The organism is Halomonas sp. B23F22_20, assembly GCF_043496985.1.
Taxonomy (GTDB): domain Bacteria; phylum Pseudomonadota; class Gammaproteobacteria; order Pseudomonadales; family Halomonadaceae; genus Halomonas.
In genome coordinates this window covers 190,776-207,298 of the sequence record NZ_JBIEKH010000006.1, presented here as the reverse complement: position 1 = coordinate 207,298, position 16,523 = coordinate 190,776, and the positions used below count along the sequence as shown (strand labels likewise).

Sequence of the window (16,523 nt, the reverse complement as noted above, 5' to 3'; positions counted from 1 at the left end):
ACGGAGGTCGGGCCATTGCCGGCTCGATGTCCACTTGATGAAAACGCCCCGCTCGGCACTGCCGAGCGGGGCGTTTTTCATGCCGCCGGGTGCCATCACAACCCGGACAACGCCTGTCTCCAGGCGACACCATGGAGGACCATCCGATGATGCATGCCACCCCGCAACGCGTTCCCCACCGCGATGTCCAGGCCTGGCAATCGGCCCTGGAGTGCGCGCTGGCCGCCCATGACGACGAGGTCGCCCTGGCCCGCTATCCCCATGTGGCCCACGCCTTTCCCTCGTCATCCCCCAACCCCTATACCCCCGACCACCCTCTGCTCGACTACCGCGAGCTGAAGGCCTGGGCTACCGATCGGGGCTGGCACGTGCGCCCGGCGCCGGAGCGAGCCTCTCGGGACGAGAAATATCAACCACCGGTGCGCTTCAGCCGACGACCGCCCGGCGGTCGGCTCCACACCCATTGACGGCCTCGGCCGGCCTAGCGGCCACGATCGAAAAGGCCGACGCCACGGCGTCGGCCTTTTATCGTCTCTCCGCGCTCACCCACGCCCCAGGCTGGGTGGCCTTGAGATTGTGATTGAGCCACCAACGCAGCTGTCGACCGCTCGGCACAGAGGGCGCTCCGTCATCCGGTGACGATGAGATGCGGTGCCATCAGATCGGCAAACCAGTGAATGAAGGCATCGATACGCGAGGTGCGATGCCGGCGATGGGGGTACAGCACCGACACCTCCAGCCCGGCGGGACAGCTGTCGGGCAGCACCTCGCAGAGCACGCCGCTGCGCAGCAGGTCGTCGACGTCGAAACGCGGAACCTGTATCAGCCCGTGGCCGGCGGCACAGCAGGCGATATAGGCGTCGGTATTGTTGACCACCACTCGGCTCGGCAGGCCGAGTTCCCGCGACTGCCCCGCCTCGACCAGTTCGAAGCCCTGCTCGCGTCCGCTCTTGGGATCGAGGTAGCCGACCATCACATGCTCGGCGACGAGCGAGGCCGGGTCCGTCGGCCATCCATGCTCGGCCAGGTAGCCAGGCGACGCGCAACTCACCATGGCGACCCGACCCAAACGCCGGGCCACCAGACTGCATTCGCCGATCGGCCCGAAGCGAACCTGGCAGTCCAACCCCTCCGCTACGGGGTCGATATAGCGGTCCGAGGCGCCCAGCCTGATATCCAGGTTGGGGTAGCGTTGCAGAAGTTGATGAAGCGCAGGTACGACGAGCCGTCGGGCCACGCGAGTTGGCATGTCGATGGTCAAACGCCCGGATATGGCTTCGCGACTCTCCCGAAACAAGTGTTCAAGACGTTCGGCGTCTTCCACGAGGGTTCGCGCATAGGCGAGCAGCAAGTGACCATCCGGTGTGAGCTGTACGCAACGCGTCGTGCGGTGCAACAGGCGTGCACCCACGGCGTCCTCTAACCGCTGCACGGCTAAAGACAGAGTCGTTCTTGGCCATCTCAAGGTTGCCGCTGCCTTTGTGAAGCTGCCCATTTCGGCAACCTGGATGAAGCCTTGCAACTGTTCTATCCGGTCCATAACTGCCCTAGCCCATCAGAAAACTCACCTCAAGTGCGTATCGAGCCCCGTCGGGAAAGCATTTCCCAGAATCCGACGCCCATCAACAGTGCGGTGCTCATTCCTTGAAGAAGCAGGGCACTGTGGAATTCGGCGAGCGGCCACATCATTACCGGCAGCAAGCAAAGCCCCATAAGATGAGACAGCGGTATCCGACCATAAACAATGAACTTATAAACGCCCATGCCAGCAAGGAACAGCATAGGGCCCGCCAACAGCACAATCAGTGCCTGGGATGAAAGGTGGCCTGTGGGGTGAGCGATCACCAGTTCACTGCCCACAGCACAGAGAATGACACTCCCCAGAATGATCACATGAATATAGTGAAAATAAGCCCCGATTTTTCCAGGATCCTTGGCATCAGTAATGACCCGAGCGGCATCACGGATAGTCAGGTGGAAATACACCCACCACATGGCGACCGTCTCGAGAAAGGCCACGCCAAAAGCCAGTAAGGTGCTACTTGCCCACTGTTCAGCATGGGCCAGAGACGCGCCTGTAATGAGAATGGTCTCGCCCAGAGCAATGATCATGAAAAGCGCGCAGCGCTCGATCAGATGCCCCCCTTCGATATCCCAGTCGCGATCACTTCGAGAGCGCCCCAGTCCAGGAAGGGGAAAGCCGAACATCGGCGAGACGTACTCGCACAGCACCGCCAGGGCCCAGAGACCCAACCGCAGGCCGCCTTCGGCCAACCCACCAGCGATCCATAGCACTGCCGCGATACAAGCCCAGCCAAGAATCCGGCTGTAGTTGTCTCTCAAGGGATGATTGCCCAGGCTCAGACGAATGAAGACCGCCCGCCCCACCTGCATGGCGGCGAAACAACCCGCAAATACCATCCCTCGGGATTCAAAGGCCTCCGGCAATGCCGCCGCCATCATCAGCGCCAGGGCCATGGTGCCGAACAGCACTAGCCGAATAGGGGCCGTGTCCGGATCGAACCAGTTGGTTACCCAAGCACTGTATTGCCAGCCCAACCAGACCGCAAACCACATCAAGAGAGCTTGAGTCGCACCCAGCAAGCTCAGGTTATCGAGCAGGAAGTGCGAGACCTGGATGATCGCGAAGACATAGATCAAGTCGAACAGAAGTTCGACATAACTCACTGAGGCTTCATGTCCATCACGGACGCGCATCAGGGGGTGTGGACGTTCCGCTTTCATGCTTTCTCCCGCGAGATACTGGCGTGATAATCAGAGCACTTCCAATATGATACAACCCTCAAGGTGGGGATCATATACGATGCCAGAGCCACCGCCATGCGAACCCAACGGGCATGACAAACAGCACAGCATGAATCGCCATTTCTTCACCTAATGCATAGCCATGCGACAATCCAATGCTGAGATTCCAGACACAGACTATCAGCCAGACTACCGAAAAAATGACTGCCCCCAGGCGCCGGCGAGCTTGTGGCCAATATTGTGCCAGCAGCCATACCGCCACAATGCCGATCAGCAAGATAAACAAGGTACGCATCTATTCCCTCCTCGAACGCGGATGCCAACCCCACCTTGCTCTCGACAATCCAAACGGTCGAGGCAGGCGCTATGCGGCCCAGACACGAAAACCATAAACCCAGAAGGCAACAGACCACCCAGCCACGTCAAGTTTTACTTATGAATATTTGTAAACTCTCAGAGCAAATAGCAACGCGGCCAGGTAAGGATTTCCTCACCTGGCCGCGCCCATCTTACATGGTCGAAATCCGATCACTTGGTCGTATAGCCACCGTTGGAGAGCAGGGTCTGGCCAGTCATCCACCAACCATCGGTGACCAGGTGGCGAATCAGCGGCACAATATCCTCGATATCCGTCAATCCCGTCTTGCTAAAGCCGGAAAGCGCTGCGGCGCTCTTGTGGAAAGCGACGGCATCCTCGGCTTCCTGGCCATAGAAGAAAGGGGTATCCATGGGACCAGGGCCCACCGCGGTCACCGAGATCCCCCGCTCGCCGAACTCTTTTGACGCCGCACGCGTGAAGTGTTCCACCGGTGCCTTGGCACCAGCATAGGTGGAGTAGAAAGGCGTATAGGCACCCAGCAGTGACGTCACCAGCGTCACGATCTTGCCGTGGTCCTCCAACACTCGCCCAGCCTCCTTGAGGAAGAAGAAGGCGCACTTGGCATTGATGTTGAACATTGCATCGTACTCATCCTCGCCGATCTCCAGCATCGGCTTCTTGAGCACCATCCCCGTGGTATTGATGGCAATATCCAACTTTCCGAACCGATCCACCACATCATCGAACAGCTGGGTGACGTTCGCGGCACGAGTCAGGTCGGCTTGGAAAATTGCGCCCTCTCCGCCCAAGGCCTTGACCTCAACGAGGGTCTGCTCGGCGGCCTCCCGAGTTGCATCGCTGTTATAATGAATGGCCACAGCTGCGGCGCCATGACGCGTAAGGTCCCGCGCCAGCAGCCCCCCCAGATTTTTGGCACCACCACCAATCAAAACAACCTTGCCGTCAAGTCCATGTTTCTGCATATCGAAATCCCTAATTGCTGTGTGCTGGAAAATCCGAGTTTAGACAGGCTTTCGGCAAAGATCATTCTTGATCTATGGCAACACTGTTCATATTCGCCATCCAATCGTGTCAAGCGGTATCCCACTCTCCCTATATTGCTCCTATACGGTGCCAATCGGCCCTAGCATCCCCCCTATCCAACGATCCTTCTGCGGATCAGACTACGTCTCACCGCAGGATGATCTCTATAGAAAATAAGAAATATCTCACAGAAAGTGCATCATTTTTCCTGTATGTTTCGCCGCGTCCATATTGCGATCAGGAGGTTATCTTGCTTTTCCTTAGTGAAGAAATCCTCCGGATCTCATGAGGCCGTCTCAGCGCCTTGCGCTAACATGGATGCGTCACTCGATACCCAATGGAGATGTCATGCAATTCCGCACTACGTTTGCCGTTGCTGCCCTTTGCAGTTCAGCCCTCGTCGCCGGCTGCGAGAGCCTGTCACCCGATGCCATGATGCAAACCGGCATGGGGGCCTTCAATGCCGCCACCCTGAGTGACGAGGAGGTCCACCAGATGTCCGAGGAATCCTGCGCGCAGATGGACGCCGAGGCGCAGATCGCCGGGGCAGACTCCGTCTACGGGCAGCGCCTGGAGACCATTGCCAGCAATCTCGGTCACGAGATCGATGGCACGCCGGTCAACTACAAGGTCTACCTGAATGACCAGCCCAATGCCTGGGCCATGGCCAACGGCTGCGTGCGCGTCTACAGCGGGCTGATGGACATGATGAACGACAACGAGGTCGAAGGCGTGCTGGGCCACGAGCTGGGTCATGTGGCGCTGGGCCACAGCAAGAAATCCATGCAGACGGCCTATGCCACTTCCATCGCGCGCGATGCCATGGCCGCTTCCGGCAACGCCGCGGTCGCCTCACTTTCCAGTTCCCAGCTGGGCGACCTGGGCGAGAAATTCGTCAACGCGCAGTTCTCGCAGAGCCAGGAAACGGCGGCCGACAACTTCTCTTTCGAGCTGCTCGGAGAACGCGGCATCTCCCGCGAAGGGCTCGTCACGGCATTCGAGAAGCTGGCTAGCCTCGACGGTGGCGAAGGCAGCCTCATGTCCTCCCACCCGGGTTCCTCGGAGCGCGCCGAGAACATGCGAGCGAAGCTCAACGCCGAAGGCTGATGACGCGGGCCTCGCGAGGGGCGATCGTCGACACTTCACTACCCGCCTCCGCTTGGCCTTCCCAAGCGGAGGCGTGTTTCATCGGCGACGCCGCCACGTCAGCATCAATGCCAACCCCACCAGCATGCCCGCCAGGTGCGCGAAGTGCGCCACGCCCTGGTGCGTACCGGTGAGGCCCAACCATAGCTCCACCAGGCCGATGACGATCACGAAGTACTTGGCCTTCATGGGAATCGGCGGGATCAGTAGCAGGATGTACTGATTGGGGTAGCGCATGCCGAAGGCCAGCAGCAGCGCATAGACGCCGCCCGAGGCGCCCACCGTGGGCGCGAAGGTGCCAGTCGATACCACCAACAGCTGCACCGCACCCGCTCCCAGCACGCACAGGAAGTAGTAGAGCGCGAAGCGCTGGCTGCCCCAGTCTCGCTCCAGCGGGCTACCGAACATCCACAGCACGAACATGTTGATGGCCAGGTGAAAGAAACTGCCGTGCAGGAAGGCGTAGCTCAACAGCTGCCAGAGGTGGAACTCACCCACCGGCATGCTGGCGGGCAGCGGCAGCGTCTCCGGCACCACGCCGAGAGGCCAGAGCGCGAAGTAGCGCAGCATTGGGCCCGGCAGCATCAACTGCACAAGGAAGGCCAGGCCGTTGGCCGCCAGCAGCAGAATGATCACCGAGGCACCGCCATCGGCCGCGCGCTCCTGCATGCGTCCCATCCGCCTCTCCTCCCGGCTTGGCATCTTCTCAAGGTGGACGGCGACGGTCTCAGGGGCAAGCCCCGACCGACGTTGAAGACTTCCGCCACCTGATCGAGGATTCAGGGGCATGGATACGATTTGTCAGACATCACTTAGGATGCGAATATTCTGCCCCACCACGCACCGACAGGACGCCCCATGCCCCGACACGCCCTCGCTCCCGTCATGATGACGCCTCTTCTGCTGCTGCCCACCGCCGGCCAGGCCGCCGAGCTCGCGCTAGAGCCGATAACGGTCAGCGCATCGCGGCTCGAGCGAGAGCTCTATGCCACGCCGGCCGCCGTGTCCGTGGTGGAAGACGCGCAGATCACCCGGGGGCAACCGAGAGAGCGTCTCAACGAGTCACTTTCGAGCGTGCCGGGGCTCTATCTCCAGAATCGCCACAACTTCGTCCAGGGCGAGCGCGTGTCGATCCGCGGCTTCGGCGCCCGCACGCCCTGGGGCGTGCGCGGCATCACGGTGCGCGTCGACGGCATTCCCTACACCCTGCCCGACGGTCAGGCCCAGCTCGATGCCATCGACCTGGACAGCGCCCAGCGCATCGAAGTGATTCGCGGCCCCGCGGCGGTGCAGTACGGCAACGCCGCCGGCGGCGTGATCGACGTGACCACCGCCGACGGCGAGAGCGATCCGGGCACCCGGCTGCGCGTCGAGGGCGGCAGCGACGGCTATCGCAAGCTGGCCCTCAGCAACGGCGGCGTCGAGGGCCCCTGGTCGCATCACGTCAGCGTCTCGGCGCTGGGCCTGGACGGCTATCGCGACCACAGCGAGGTCGAGAAGTACCAGCTCAACGCCAAGCTACGCCGCGAGCTGGACGCAGACCGCTCTATCACCGCCATCATCAACCTGCTCGACAACCCGCGCTCCGAAGATCCGGGTGGGCTGACCGCCGAAGCGGTGGACGAGGACCGCAAGGGCACGATCGACAGCAATTTCTATTCGCCGACCCGCATCGATGCGGGGCAGTCGGTCGACCAGCAGCTGCTCGGCCTCGAGTACGAGGACCTGGCCGCCGGCCCCGGCGAGTTGACCCTGCGCGGCTTCTACCTGCAGCGCGACTTCGAGCAGCAGCTGGCCTATGCCGGCGACAGCTTCGTCGCCTACGATCGCGACTACTACGGTGGCAGCGCCGAGTATCGCCAGTCGCTGACCGTCGGCGACCTGCCGCTGAGCTACGTAACCGGCATCGACCTGGCCCGCCAGGAGGACGAGCGCTACCGCGACGAGGTCACCATCGACGGCGACCATCAGGGCCGCGTCGACGACGAGACCCAGACGGCCAGTTCGGTCGGCGTCTTCGCTCAGGGCGACCTGGACCTGAGCGATCGCTGGACCCTCTCTCTCGGCACCCGCTTCGACCACACCCGGTTCGATATCGACGACGCCTACCTCGCCGACGGTGACAACAGCGGCGATCGCCGCTTCGACCAGTGGAGCGGCAGCGCCGGGCTGAGCTACCGCTATCTGCCCAACCACCAGGCCTATCTCTCGACCGGCACCGCCTACGAGACGCCGACCTTCACCGAGTTCGCCAACCCGGCCCGCGTCGGCGGCTTCAATCCGGACATCGAACCGCAGAAGGCCTGGAACCGCGAGATCGGCCTGCGTGGCACCTTCGCCGACCCCGGCCTCGACTACGACGTGGCGCTGTTCTCGACCCGGGTGCGCGACTCGCTGATCGCCTATCGCGACGACGCGGGCCGGGACTTCTACCGCAACGCCGGGCGCAGCCGCCAGGACGGCCTGGAAGTGGCACTGGGCTGGCAGTTCGCCGAGGAGTGGCGCCTCGACAGCGCCCTGACCCTGGCGCGCTACGAGTTCCAGGACTACGAGGATGGCGACGGCAACGACTTCGCCAACCACCGCATCCCGGGCCTGCCCGAGCGCACCTGGGTCAACCAGCTGACCTGGCAAGGCATCGGCGAGCGCTTCGCCACCCTGGAGACTCGCTACGTCGGCTCGATGGTCGCCGACGACGCCAACCGCGTGAAGATCGACGACGTCTGGCTGGCCAACCTGCGCGTCGGCGACGGCTGGCGGCTCGGCGACGACTCGATGCTGCGCGCCTACGTGGGCGTACAGAACCTGTTCGACCGCGAGCACTTCGACAACATCGTCATCAACGACCAGCGCGGGCGCTACTTCTCCACGGCGCCGGACCGCAGCGTCTATGCCGGCGTAGAGCTGGCGTTCTGACCACAGCGGGGCGCCGTGAAACGCGCTCAAGGCGGTCGGATTGGATAAACTTAGCCCGCAACACTGAGCTCATGGACGGGCGTAGAGGCAAGATGAACCTTCTCGACAAACGGGCCACCTATCTCCATGAAGTCGACAGCTGCGGCGGCATCCGTGCCGCGGCTGAGCACCTGAGCGTCAATCCCTCGGTGGTCAGCCGACAGATCCGGCACCTGGAACGGGAACTCGGCATGGCGCTGGTCGAGCGCCATGGGCGCTCACTGCGCCTGACCGAGGCAGGACAAATGGTGGTGGAGAGCCACCTGGCCAAGAGCCGGCTAAACAGCGAGTTGATAGATACGCTGTCGCGACTACGCAACCTCCAGGCCGGCAAGGTGGTGGTCTCGGTGGGCGACGGTTTCGTCGACAGCTTCGTCAACCAGGTACTGGCCCGAGTCGCACAACAGTATCCCGACGTGCTGATCGAGCTCAAGACGGGCATCTACTACCCTCGGGAGCCGCACCACATGGTGATCGATGACGAAGTCGACATCGCCGTCACTTACGGTCCGGTCTCCGATCCCCGTCTGACGGTGCACTCCTTCGAGCGAGGGGCATTATGCGCCCTGGTCACGCCCGACCATCCGCTGAGCGGCCATCGCCAGGTGTCGGTGGAGGAGTTGGCGCGCCACAAGCTGATCTTCCTGCCCGACGCTTCCGGTTCACAGCAGTGCGTCAACGCCGTCTTCCGGGACGCCGGCATCCCTGTGACACCAGCCTATCGCTGCAACCTGCACTCCGTGTCACGGCGCATGGCCCGCTCCGGGGTCGGCGTGGCCTTCATGACCGCCGCCGCGGCCCAGGAAGAGATCGTGCGCGCCACTCTGCGCGCGATTCCTATCGATCATCCGGTAGCCCGCGCCACCCAGGGCAACCTGGTAAGAAGAACCGGCAGAAGGCTCTCGCCCGCTGCCGGTTATCTGTGGAAGCTGATGCTAGCCATGCAGTGAGCCAGACGTTCAGCTTGCCATCATGTACACCCCTGGACCGATCGGCAACCCCAGGCTCAGCCACAGCATCAGGAAGGCCGACCAGGCCAGCAGGAAGGTGACCGCCAGCGGCAGCATGGTGGCGATCAGGGTTCCCAGTCCCATGTCCGGCTTATAGCGCTGCATGTAGACCAGCGCGACGGAAAAGTAGGGGCTCATGGGCGAGATGATGTTGGTGCTGGAATCACCGATGCGAAACATCGCCTGCACGAAGGCTGGATCCAGATCGACCATCATCAGCATGGGCACGAACACCGGCGCCATCAGCGCCCACTGGGCGGACCCGCTGGTCATGAAGACATTGAGCACCGCGCTCATCACGATGAAGGCGCCCACCAGCGGCAGGCCGGTAAAGCCGGTGCTCTGCAGGATGTTGGAGCCTTCGATAGCGATGAACTGGCCAAGCTCCGACCATTTGAAATAGGCGATGAACTGCGAGATAGCGAAGAACAGCACCAGAGTCGGTGCCAGTTCGCGGGCGGCATCGGCCATGTGCTTCGGCACGTCCTGGGCCGAACCGATGCGCGCGGTGGCCAGGCCATAGGTCAGACCGATGGCGACGAAATAGCCGAACATCAGCGGCACCAGCGACTCGAGGAAGGGTGAAGGGATCAACCCTCCCGCGTCGTTGCGCAGCGGTGACGCCTCGGGATAGACGATCAGGAACACCAGCCCCAGATAGGCAAGGGTAACCCAGCCGACTCGCTTGAGTCCGCGGCGCTCGGCATCGCTCAGCTCATGGTGCTCGATCTGGACGTCGACCTGCTTACCCAGCGGCAAGGTACGCTGCAGGCGCGGCTCGATGACCTTGTCGATCACCAGGGTACCGACGGCGGCCAGTACGAAGACCGAACAGGCCACGAAATAGTAGTTGTCCACCGGCGATACGTAAGCGTCCGGGTCGACCAGGCGCGCCGCCTCGGTGGTGATCCCGGCGAACAGCGCATCGCCGACGGTGACGAACAGGCTGGCGTCGAAGCCTGCCCCGGCGGCCGCATAGGCCGCCGCCGCGCCTGCCACGGGATGGCGCCCCACCGAGTGGTAGACCATCGCCGCCAGCGGAATCAGGATCAGGTAGTTGGCATCCGAAGCGATGCTGCCGCAGATGCCGGCCATGAAGACCGCAAAGGTCAGCAGCGAAGGAGGCGCTTTGGCCACGCTGACTTTCATCAGGGTCGACATCAGCCCCACCTTGTCGGCCAGGCCAATGCCGAACATCACCACCAGGATGAGGCCGAGAGGCGGAAAGTTGACGAAGTTGCTCACGACGCTGGTGAACATGAACTGAATGCCATCGTCCGAGAGCAGGCTCCTGACCACGACCTCGGCATCGGTCTTGGGGTTGACCGCGGTGACCCCAAGCCACGACAGCAGCGAGGAGGCCAGGATCACCACCCCCGCCAGGATGACGAACAGAATGAAGGGGTGCGGCAGCTTGTTGCCGACTCGCTCGACGGCATGAAGCACGGCTTGCATAACGGGATTCCCTTGTAGCGTCTTGTAAGGTTATTGAAGGAAGCGACCGAGGTGCGTCAGTCGCTCGGCCCCATCAGGTGATCGACGAGCGCGACGAAAGTACCCGCGGCGACCGGCAGGATCGCGTCATTGAACTCATAGTGCTCGTTGTGCAGGTAGGCTCCCTGGTCGCCATTGCCGACGAAGAAGAAGCAGCCCGGCACTTCCCGCAGGTAGAAGGCGAAGTCCTCGGCCCCCATGGTCGGCATGTAGTCGAGCTGCTCGATCCGTTGGCTGATGCCATGAGTCCGGCCAGCCTCCAGCACCACCTGGGCCCAGTACGGATCGTTGACCAGCGGCGGCACGTGATGCAGTGACTCGATGCGATAGCTCGCGCCGTGCGCCTGGCAGACGCCCTGGACCACCTGTTCGAGACGGCCGGCCAGCGCGTCCCGGGCCTCGTCGCTATCGTTGCGGACATTGACCAGCAATTCCGCTTCGCCTGGGATAACGTTAGCGGCATCGCCAGCATGGAAGGCCGCCACCGTGATCACCCCGGCCCGCAACGGCGACTTTTGGCGCGCGGTCAAGCCCTGCAGCTGCTGCACGATGCTCGCGCCAACGTAGATCGGATCTACGGCCAGATGCGGCATGGCGGCATGGCCGCTGCGCCCCTCCACCACCACGCGGAAGGTGTCATTGCCGCCCATCGCCGAACCCGGTTTGACGAACAGCATGCCGGCCTCGAAACCGGGCCGGTTGTGGTAGCCGAAGATGGCGTCGACTCGTGGCGCCTCCAGCACCCCTTCACGAACCATCTTCTCGGCGCCGTTACCGCCCTCCTCGCCGGGCTGGAACAGCAGCTTGAGATGGCCCTTCAGCTTGTCGCGGCGCACCATGATCGCCTCGGCGGCCAACAGCAGGGTGGCGGTATGACCATCATGGCCGCAGGCATGCATCCGACCCTCGTGGCAGGAACGATGGGCAAACGCATTGGCCTCCCGAATGGGCAGGGCATCCATGTCCGCGCGCAGGGCGATAACCGGCCCGGGGCGGCCGGTCTCCAGCTCGGCGACCACGCCGGTCTGCGCCACGCCCTCGCGCACTCGGTATCCCAGCTCGCGTAGCCGCTCGGCGACCCTGGCGGCGGTACGCGTTTCCTCGAACTTGAGCTCGGGGTGACGATGGAGATCCCGCCTCAGGGCAACGGCATGCTCCAGTTGATTGTCATCAAACATCCTCGATCCTTGGCTAGCGTGAACAAGAGCCGCCGTAGGCTGGCCCAACGGCACGTGATCCAACCCAAGGACTATGAAAGCTGCCCGCCAGCGGAAGAAGGCGTGTGGAGGGTTCCCTTTGTTGCTCTGAGAGCAACGAAGGGCCCTCGAGGAGCGGGGCCTCCCGGGATTCAGGCCTCCTCGCCCCAGCCCGCGACTACGAGTTTGCCCCGCCCCCGGCCGCTCTCGATCCACGCATGGGCGCGACGCAGGTTATCGGCATTGATCGGCGACAGGGTCCGGGCGAGGGTGGTGCGCAATCGTCCCGCATCGATCTCGTCGGCCACCCGGTTCAGCAGCCGATGCTGCTCGATCATGTCCGGAGTCCGGTGCATCGGCCGGGCGAACATGAACTCCCAGTGCAGGCTGGCGGCTTTGGTCTTGAGGCCCGCCATGGGCATCGGCAGGTCAGTGTCGTCGATGGCGACGATGCTGCCCTGGGGACGAATCAGGGCGACCGTCGCCTCCCAGTGGCGCATGTCGTTGAAGATGGCCACGTGATCCACATACTCGAAGCCCAGGCCCTGAACCTGATCCACCAAGTCGCCCTGGTGGTCGACGCTGTGCTGGGCACCCAGCGACAGCACCCAGTCGCTGGTCTCCACCCGTGACGCCGTGGCGATGACCGTCAGGCCGGCGCGCCGGGCCAACTGGATGGCGATGGAGCCGACGCCTCCAGCGGCGCCGATCATCAGGATGCTGCGACCGGCATCGGCGCCGTCGGGGTCGATGCCGAGGCGATCGAACAGTGCCTCATGGGCAGTGATGGCGGTCAACGGCAGAGCCGCGGCCTCGGCATGGTCGAGGCGGGTGGGCTTACGCCCTACGATGCGCTCGTCGACGCGCTGATAATGCTGGTTGCTTCCGGGGCGAGTGATGTCACCGGCGTAATAGACCTCGTCTCCCGGCCGGAACAGGCTGACGTCCTCGCCGACGGCGACCACCACCCCGCTGGCGTCCCAGCCCAGCACCCGGGGCTGGGGCTCGACGCGGTCCTTGGGGGCGCGGACCTTGGCGTCCACGGGATTGACGGCCACGGCATGGACTTCCACCAGCAGGTCATGGCCATGGGGCACGGGGCGTTCCAGCTCCACGTCCCGCAGGGCGTGGGGATGATCGATGGACAGATACTCGGTTAGGGCAACGGCTTTCATGGCAGGCTCCTGGGGTGATGACGGCCGGCGAGCGCCGGACGCATGGGCAAGGTGGCACTCTCAGACATCGGCCGACGCCTCGAGATAGTCGATGTAGCCCTTGGCCCCACCCCCGAACAGGGTCTCGGGATCGAAGGGGCTCAGGGACCGTCGGGCCGCCAGGCGGCGAGGCAGGTCGGGATTGGCAATGAAGGGACGCCCGAAAGCCACCAGGTCCACCCGCCCCGAGCGCAGCAGCGCCTCGGCACGGTCCCGGTCGTACTTGCCGGCCACCATGATGGCACCCGAAAAGGCGCGACGCAGAGCGATCCGGAAGTCGTCGGGAATCTTTGGGGCGTCCTCCCAGTCGGCTTCCGCCAAATGCAGATAGGCCAGACCCTGCCGCTGAAAGGCCTCGGCAGCCGCCAGGATCGTCGGAATGACCTCGTCGTCGTGCATGTTGCGCTGGGTGATGAAGGGCGAGAGCCGCACGCCGGTCCGCTCGGCCCCGATCTCGCCGGCCACGGCATCGACGGTCTCGAGCAGGAAGCGCAGGCGATTGTCGCGGCTGCCCCCGTAGCGGTCCTGGCGCCGGTTGGCCGAACGGCGCAGGAACTGGTCGATCAGGTAGCCGTTGGCGGCGTGAATCTCGACGCCATCGAAGCCTGCCTCCCAGGCGTTGGCGGCGGCCCGCCGAAAGTCATCGACCAAACCCGGGATCTCCTCGGTGGCCAGCGCCCGCGGCACCGGACAGGGTCGCATGCTCCCCTCCCCGGTCCGTGCGTCGGCCACCCAGACGCTGGCGTCCGGCGCCAGCGCCGAGGGTGCCACCGGTCGGCCATCGGCATGGAAACTCTCGTGGCTCATGCGCCCCACGTGCCAGAGCTGCAGCACGATCCGCCCACCCCGTGCATGCACAGCGTCGGTCACCCGGCGCCAGCCGGCGACCTGTTCTTCGCTGTGGATGCCCGGAGTGAAGGAATATCCCTGTCCCTGGGGCGAGATCTGGGTCGCCTCGCTGATGATCAGGCCGGCGCCGGCCCGCTGGGCATAGTACTCGGCCATCAGGGCCGTGGGCACGTTGCCCGGATGGCGGCTCCTGGCACGGGTCATGGGCGCCATCACCAAGCGGCTGGGCAACCGCAGCGCACCGAGGTCGAGGGGGGTAAAGAGGTCCGTCATCACGCTCTCCTGGCAGTCATGGGGTTCGTCGACCGGCTTGCCGATCGCTCCGACCGCCTTTGTACACCCCCCGGACTTTTCGGATAATCTGACCTTTCTCAAAAACACTATTTGGAAAATCCGAACAATGATGCTGGAGCACCTGCAGGTCTTCCTGCGTATCGTCGAATGCGGCGGCCTGGCCGCCGCCGGGCGCGAGCTGGGGCTCTCCCCGGCCACCGTCTCAGAGCGCCTGGTTACCCTGGAGCGCCACTTCGGCGCACGTCTGCTCCACCGCACCACCCGTGCGATCAGTCTCACCGAGGAGGGGCGCGAACTGGTGGAAGGCGGGCGGCGGCTGCTGGCCGAGGCCGAGGAGCTGGAGACGCGGATCCGCCTCGGGGTCGAGCGCCTGGCCGGTCCGATTCGCCTCAGCGCCCCGCTGGACCTGGGACGCCAGCGCATTTCCCGGCTTCTCGACGAGGTGATGGACGCGCACCCGGAGATCAGCATCGAGCTGACCCTGCATGACGGTTACGTGGACCTGGCCGCCCAGGGCATCGACCTGGCGGTCCGCCTCGGCACCCTCACCGACAGCTCCCTGAAGGTTCGCCGGCTGGCCGACAACGCCCGGATCCTGTGTGCCGCGCCGGACTACCTGGCACGCCATGGCGTCCCCGAGCATCCCGAGGCGCTTCGCCACCATGACTGCCTGTGCATGCGCTTTGGGGACGCCATCGAGGCCAGCTGGCCCTTCGTGATCGACGGCAGGACCCGCCACCTGGCCGTACGGGGCCGTCGCATCGCCAACGACGGCGGTCTGGTGCGGGACTGGGCCGTGCGAGGCCTGGGCATTGCCCGTAAGTCGGAGTGGGACATCGCAGATGACCTCGCCGCCGAGCGGCTGGTGCCGCTGCTGCGGGAGTACGAGGGCGCGCCGGGAGCCCTGCAGGCGGTCTACCCCTCGGGTCGCGCCCCATCGCGGCGCATACGCTATCTGCTCGACACCCTGGTGAAGGCCTTCGGCAGCGATCCGACGCCGGCAGCCCTGGCCAGCCGCGGCGGGTAAGACCTTGTGATTTAATCAACTGATTAATACACTGGCCGATAGCGTCCGGACACGCCGGGCACCGCTCATCGGCCGTCGAGGATCGTCGCCATGCCCCCCTTCCCCCGCCTGCCGGCCGTCGCGCTACTGCTGGCCGGCCTCGCCCCGCTGCTGGCCGGCTGCTCGCCGGAGGCGGCGCCCCCCGAGACGCCGCCGCGGGTAGTGGCCAGCCATGTCATCCAGGCCGACGGCAACGGCGCCGTGACCCGGCTCTCGGGGCGGGTCAAGGCCGCCGAGCGCACCGCCCTGAGTTTCGAGATCCCCGGCGAGATCCAGTCCCTTTCGGTGGACGTCGGCGACACCTTCGCCGCCGGCGATACCCTGGCGAGCCTGGACGACGCCCGCTACCGCCTAGTGGCCCAGCAGCGTCGTGCGGAACGCCGGGAGGCCGAGGCCAGCCTGGCCGAGAAGCGTCAGGACTACCGCCGCCAGGCCAGCCTCGCCGACAAGGGCTACGTCAGCGATACCCGGCTGGATACCGCCCGGGCCGCCCTGGATACCGCCGAGTCCCGCCACGCCTCGGCCCAGGCCGCCGTGGCGCTGGCCGAGCGAGACCTGCGCCTGACCACCCTGACAGCACCCTATGCCGGCTCGGTGAGCCAGCGCCAGGCCGAGCCCGCGGAGCGGGTCGCCGCCAACCAGACCGTCCTCGAGGTGATCTCCGACCGCGAGGGCTTCGAGGTGGAGACCAGCGTGCCCGAGACCCTGGTCGGCGCCCTCGTCGAGGGCAACATCCACGAGGTCCGCCTGCCCGCCCTGGGCGACGCCTCGAGCCCCGCCACCCTGCGCCGGCTAGGCACCCAGCCGCGCTCCTCCAACGACTACCCGGTGATCCTGGCCGTGGACGAGCCGCCCGCGGGCCTGCGCTCCGGCATGACCGCCCGGGTGGCGCTGTCGCTGCCCGCCGCGGACGGCGCCGCCGGCCTGCCGATCCCGCTCACTGCCCTGGTCTATGACGGAGAGGACAGCGCCCATGTGCTGCGCATCGACGACGACCATCGCCTCGAGCGGGTCGACGTCGAGGTGCTGCGTCTCGAAGAGGGCCGCGCCCGGGTGCGCGGCGCCCTGGCTCCGGGCGAGCGCATCGTCGCCCGGGGCGCGGAGTTCGTCGACGCCGGCCAGGCCGTGAGCCTGCTCGGCGAGGGCCCGGAACGCTACCACTGAGGTCCT

15 protein-coding genes are annotated in these 16,523 nt (G+C 64.7%); 6 read left to right on the top strand and 9 right to left on the bottom strand.

Annotated features, from left to right (window positions below):
- Positions 1–146 precede the first annotated feature (146 nt).
- Positions 147–467: a hypothetical protein gene (locus ACGTN6_RS06810; RefSeq protein WP_394590599.1), complete on the top strand. Its 321-nt coding sequence runs from the start codon at positions 147–149 to the stop codon at positions 465–467.
- Positions 468–628: 161 nt separating this feature from the next.
- Here ACGTN6_RS06810 and ACGTN6_RS06805 read toward each other — a convergent pair whose 3' ends face one another.
- The 4 genes from ACGTN6_RS06805 to ACGTN6_RS06790 form a co-directional block, all read right to left on the bottom strand.
- Entirely contained in the window at positions 629–1,540 is a 912-nt protein-coding gene (locus tag ACGTN6_RS06805; protein WP_394590598.1) for a LysR family transcriptional regulator, read from the bottom strand.
- 29 nt (positions 1,541–1,569) lie between these two features.
- A complete protein-coding gene (locus ACGTN6_RS06800; RefSeq protein WP_394590597.1) occupies positions 1,570–2,745 on the bottom strand; it encodes a low temperature requirement protein A in 1,176 nt (391 codons plus the stop codon).
- A 70-nt stretch (positions 2,746–2,815) separates the two neighbouring features.
- Complete coding sequence (locus ACGTN6_RS06795) at positions 2,816–3,061, bottom strand: hypothetical protein (RefSeq protein ID WP_394590596.1); 246 nt, start codon at positions 3,059–3,061, stop codon at positions 2,816–2,818.
- 233 nt (positions 3,062–3,294) lie between these two features.
- A complete protein-coding gene (locus ACGTN6_RS06790; RefSeq protein ID WP_394590595.1) occupies positions 3,295–4,068 on the bottom strand; it encodes an SDR family oxidoreductase in 774 nt (257 codons plus the stop codon).
- A gap of 409 nt (positions 4,069–4,477) precedes the next feature.
- Between ACGTN6_RS06790 and loiP the strand changes: the two genes are divergently transcribed.
- Positions 4,478–5,236: a metalloprotease LoiP gene (gene loiP / locus ACGTN6_RS06785; protein WP_394590594.1), complete on the top strand. Its 759-nt coding sequence runs from the start codon at positions 4,478–4,480 to the stop codon at positions 5,234–5,236.
- Positions 5,237–5,314: 78 nt separating this feature from the next.
- Here the strand turns inward: loiP and ACGTN6_RS06780 are convergent, their stop codons facing one another.
- Entirely contained in the window at positions 5,315–5,953 is a 639-nt protein-coding gene (locus ACGTN6_RS06780) for a rhomboid family intramembrane serine protease (RefSeq protein WP_394590593.1), read from the bottom strand.
- A 180-nt stretch (positions 5,954–6,133) separates the two neighbouring features.
- Here ACGTN6_RS06780 and ACGTN6_RS06775 point away from each other — a divergent pair, with 180 nt between their 5' ends.
- Positions 6,134–8,191: a TonB-dependent receptor family protein gene (locus tag ACGTN6_RS06775; RefSeq protein ID WP_394590592.1), complete on the top strand. Its 2,058-nt coding sequence runs from the start codon at positions 6,134–6,136 to the stop codon at positions 8,189–8,191.
- A 92-nt stretch (positions 8,192–8,283) separates the two neighbouring features.
- A complete protein-coding gene (locus ACGTN6_RS06770; RefSeq protein ID WP_394590591.1) occupies positions 8,284–9,180 on the top strand; it encodes a LysR family transcriptional regulator in 897 nt (298 codons plus the stop codon).
- Between the two features lie 9 nt (positions 9,181–9,189).
- Here ACGTN6_RS06770 and ACGTN6_RS06765 read toward each other — a convergent pair whose 3' ends face one another.
- From ACGTN6_RS06765 to ACGTN6_RS06750, 4 genes are all read right to left on the bottom strand, one after another.
- Positions 9,190–10,695, bottom strand: coding sequence for an AbgT family transporter (locus ACGTN6_RS06765; protein WP_394590590.1), 1,506 nt, complete (start codon positions 10,693–10,695; stop codon positions 9,190–9,192).
- 56 nt (positions 10,696–10,751) lie between these two features.
- Entirely contained in the window at positions 10,752–11,912 is a 1,161-nt protein-coding gene (locus ACGTN6_RS06760) for a M20 metallopeptidase family protein (RefSeq protein WP_394590589.1), read from the bottom strand.
- Positions 11,913–12,082: 170 nt separating this feature from the next.
- Positions 12,083–13,105 (bottom strand): zinc-binding alcohol dehydrogenase family protein, encoded by a 1,023-nt coding sequence (locus tag ACGTN6_RS06755; protein ID WP_394590588.1) that lies wholly within the window; start codon positions 13,103–13,105, stop codon positions 12,083–12,085.
- A gap of 60 nt (positions 13,106–13,165) precedes the next feature.
- Positions 13,166–14,266: an alkene reductase gene (locus tag ACGTN6_RS06750; RefSeq protein WP_394590587.1), complete on the bottom strand. Its 1,101-nt coding sequence runs from the start codon at positions 14,264–14,266 to the stop codon at positions 13,166–13,168.
- Between the two features lie 127 nt (positions 14,267–14,393).
- Between ACGTN6_RS06750 and ACGTN6_RS06745 the strand changes: the two genes are divergently transcribed.
- Entirely contained in the window at positions 14,394–15,314 is a 921-nt protein-coding gene (locus ACGTN6_RS06745; protein ID WP_394590586.1) for a LysR family transcriptional regulator, read from the top strand.
- Positions 15,315–15,404: 90 nt separating this feature from the next.
- Complete coding sequence (locus ACGTN6_RS06740; RefSeq protein WP_394590585.1) at positions 15,405–16,517, top strand: efflux RND transporter periplasmic adaptor subunit; 1,113 nt, start codon at positions 15,405–15,407, stop codon at positions 16,515–16,517.
- Positions 16,518–16,523 lie beyond the last annotated feature (6 nt).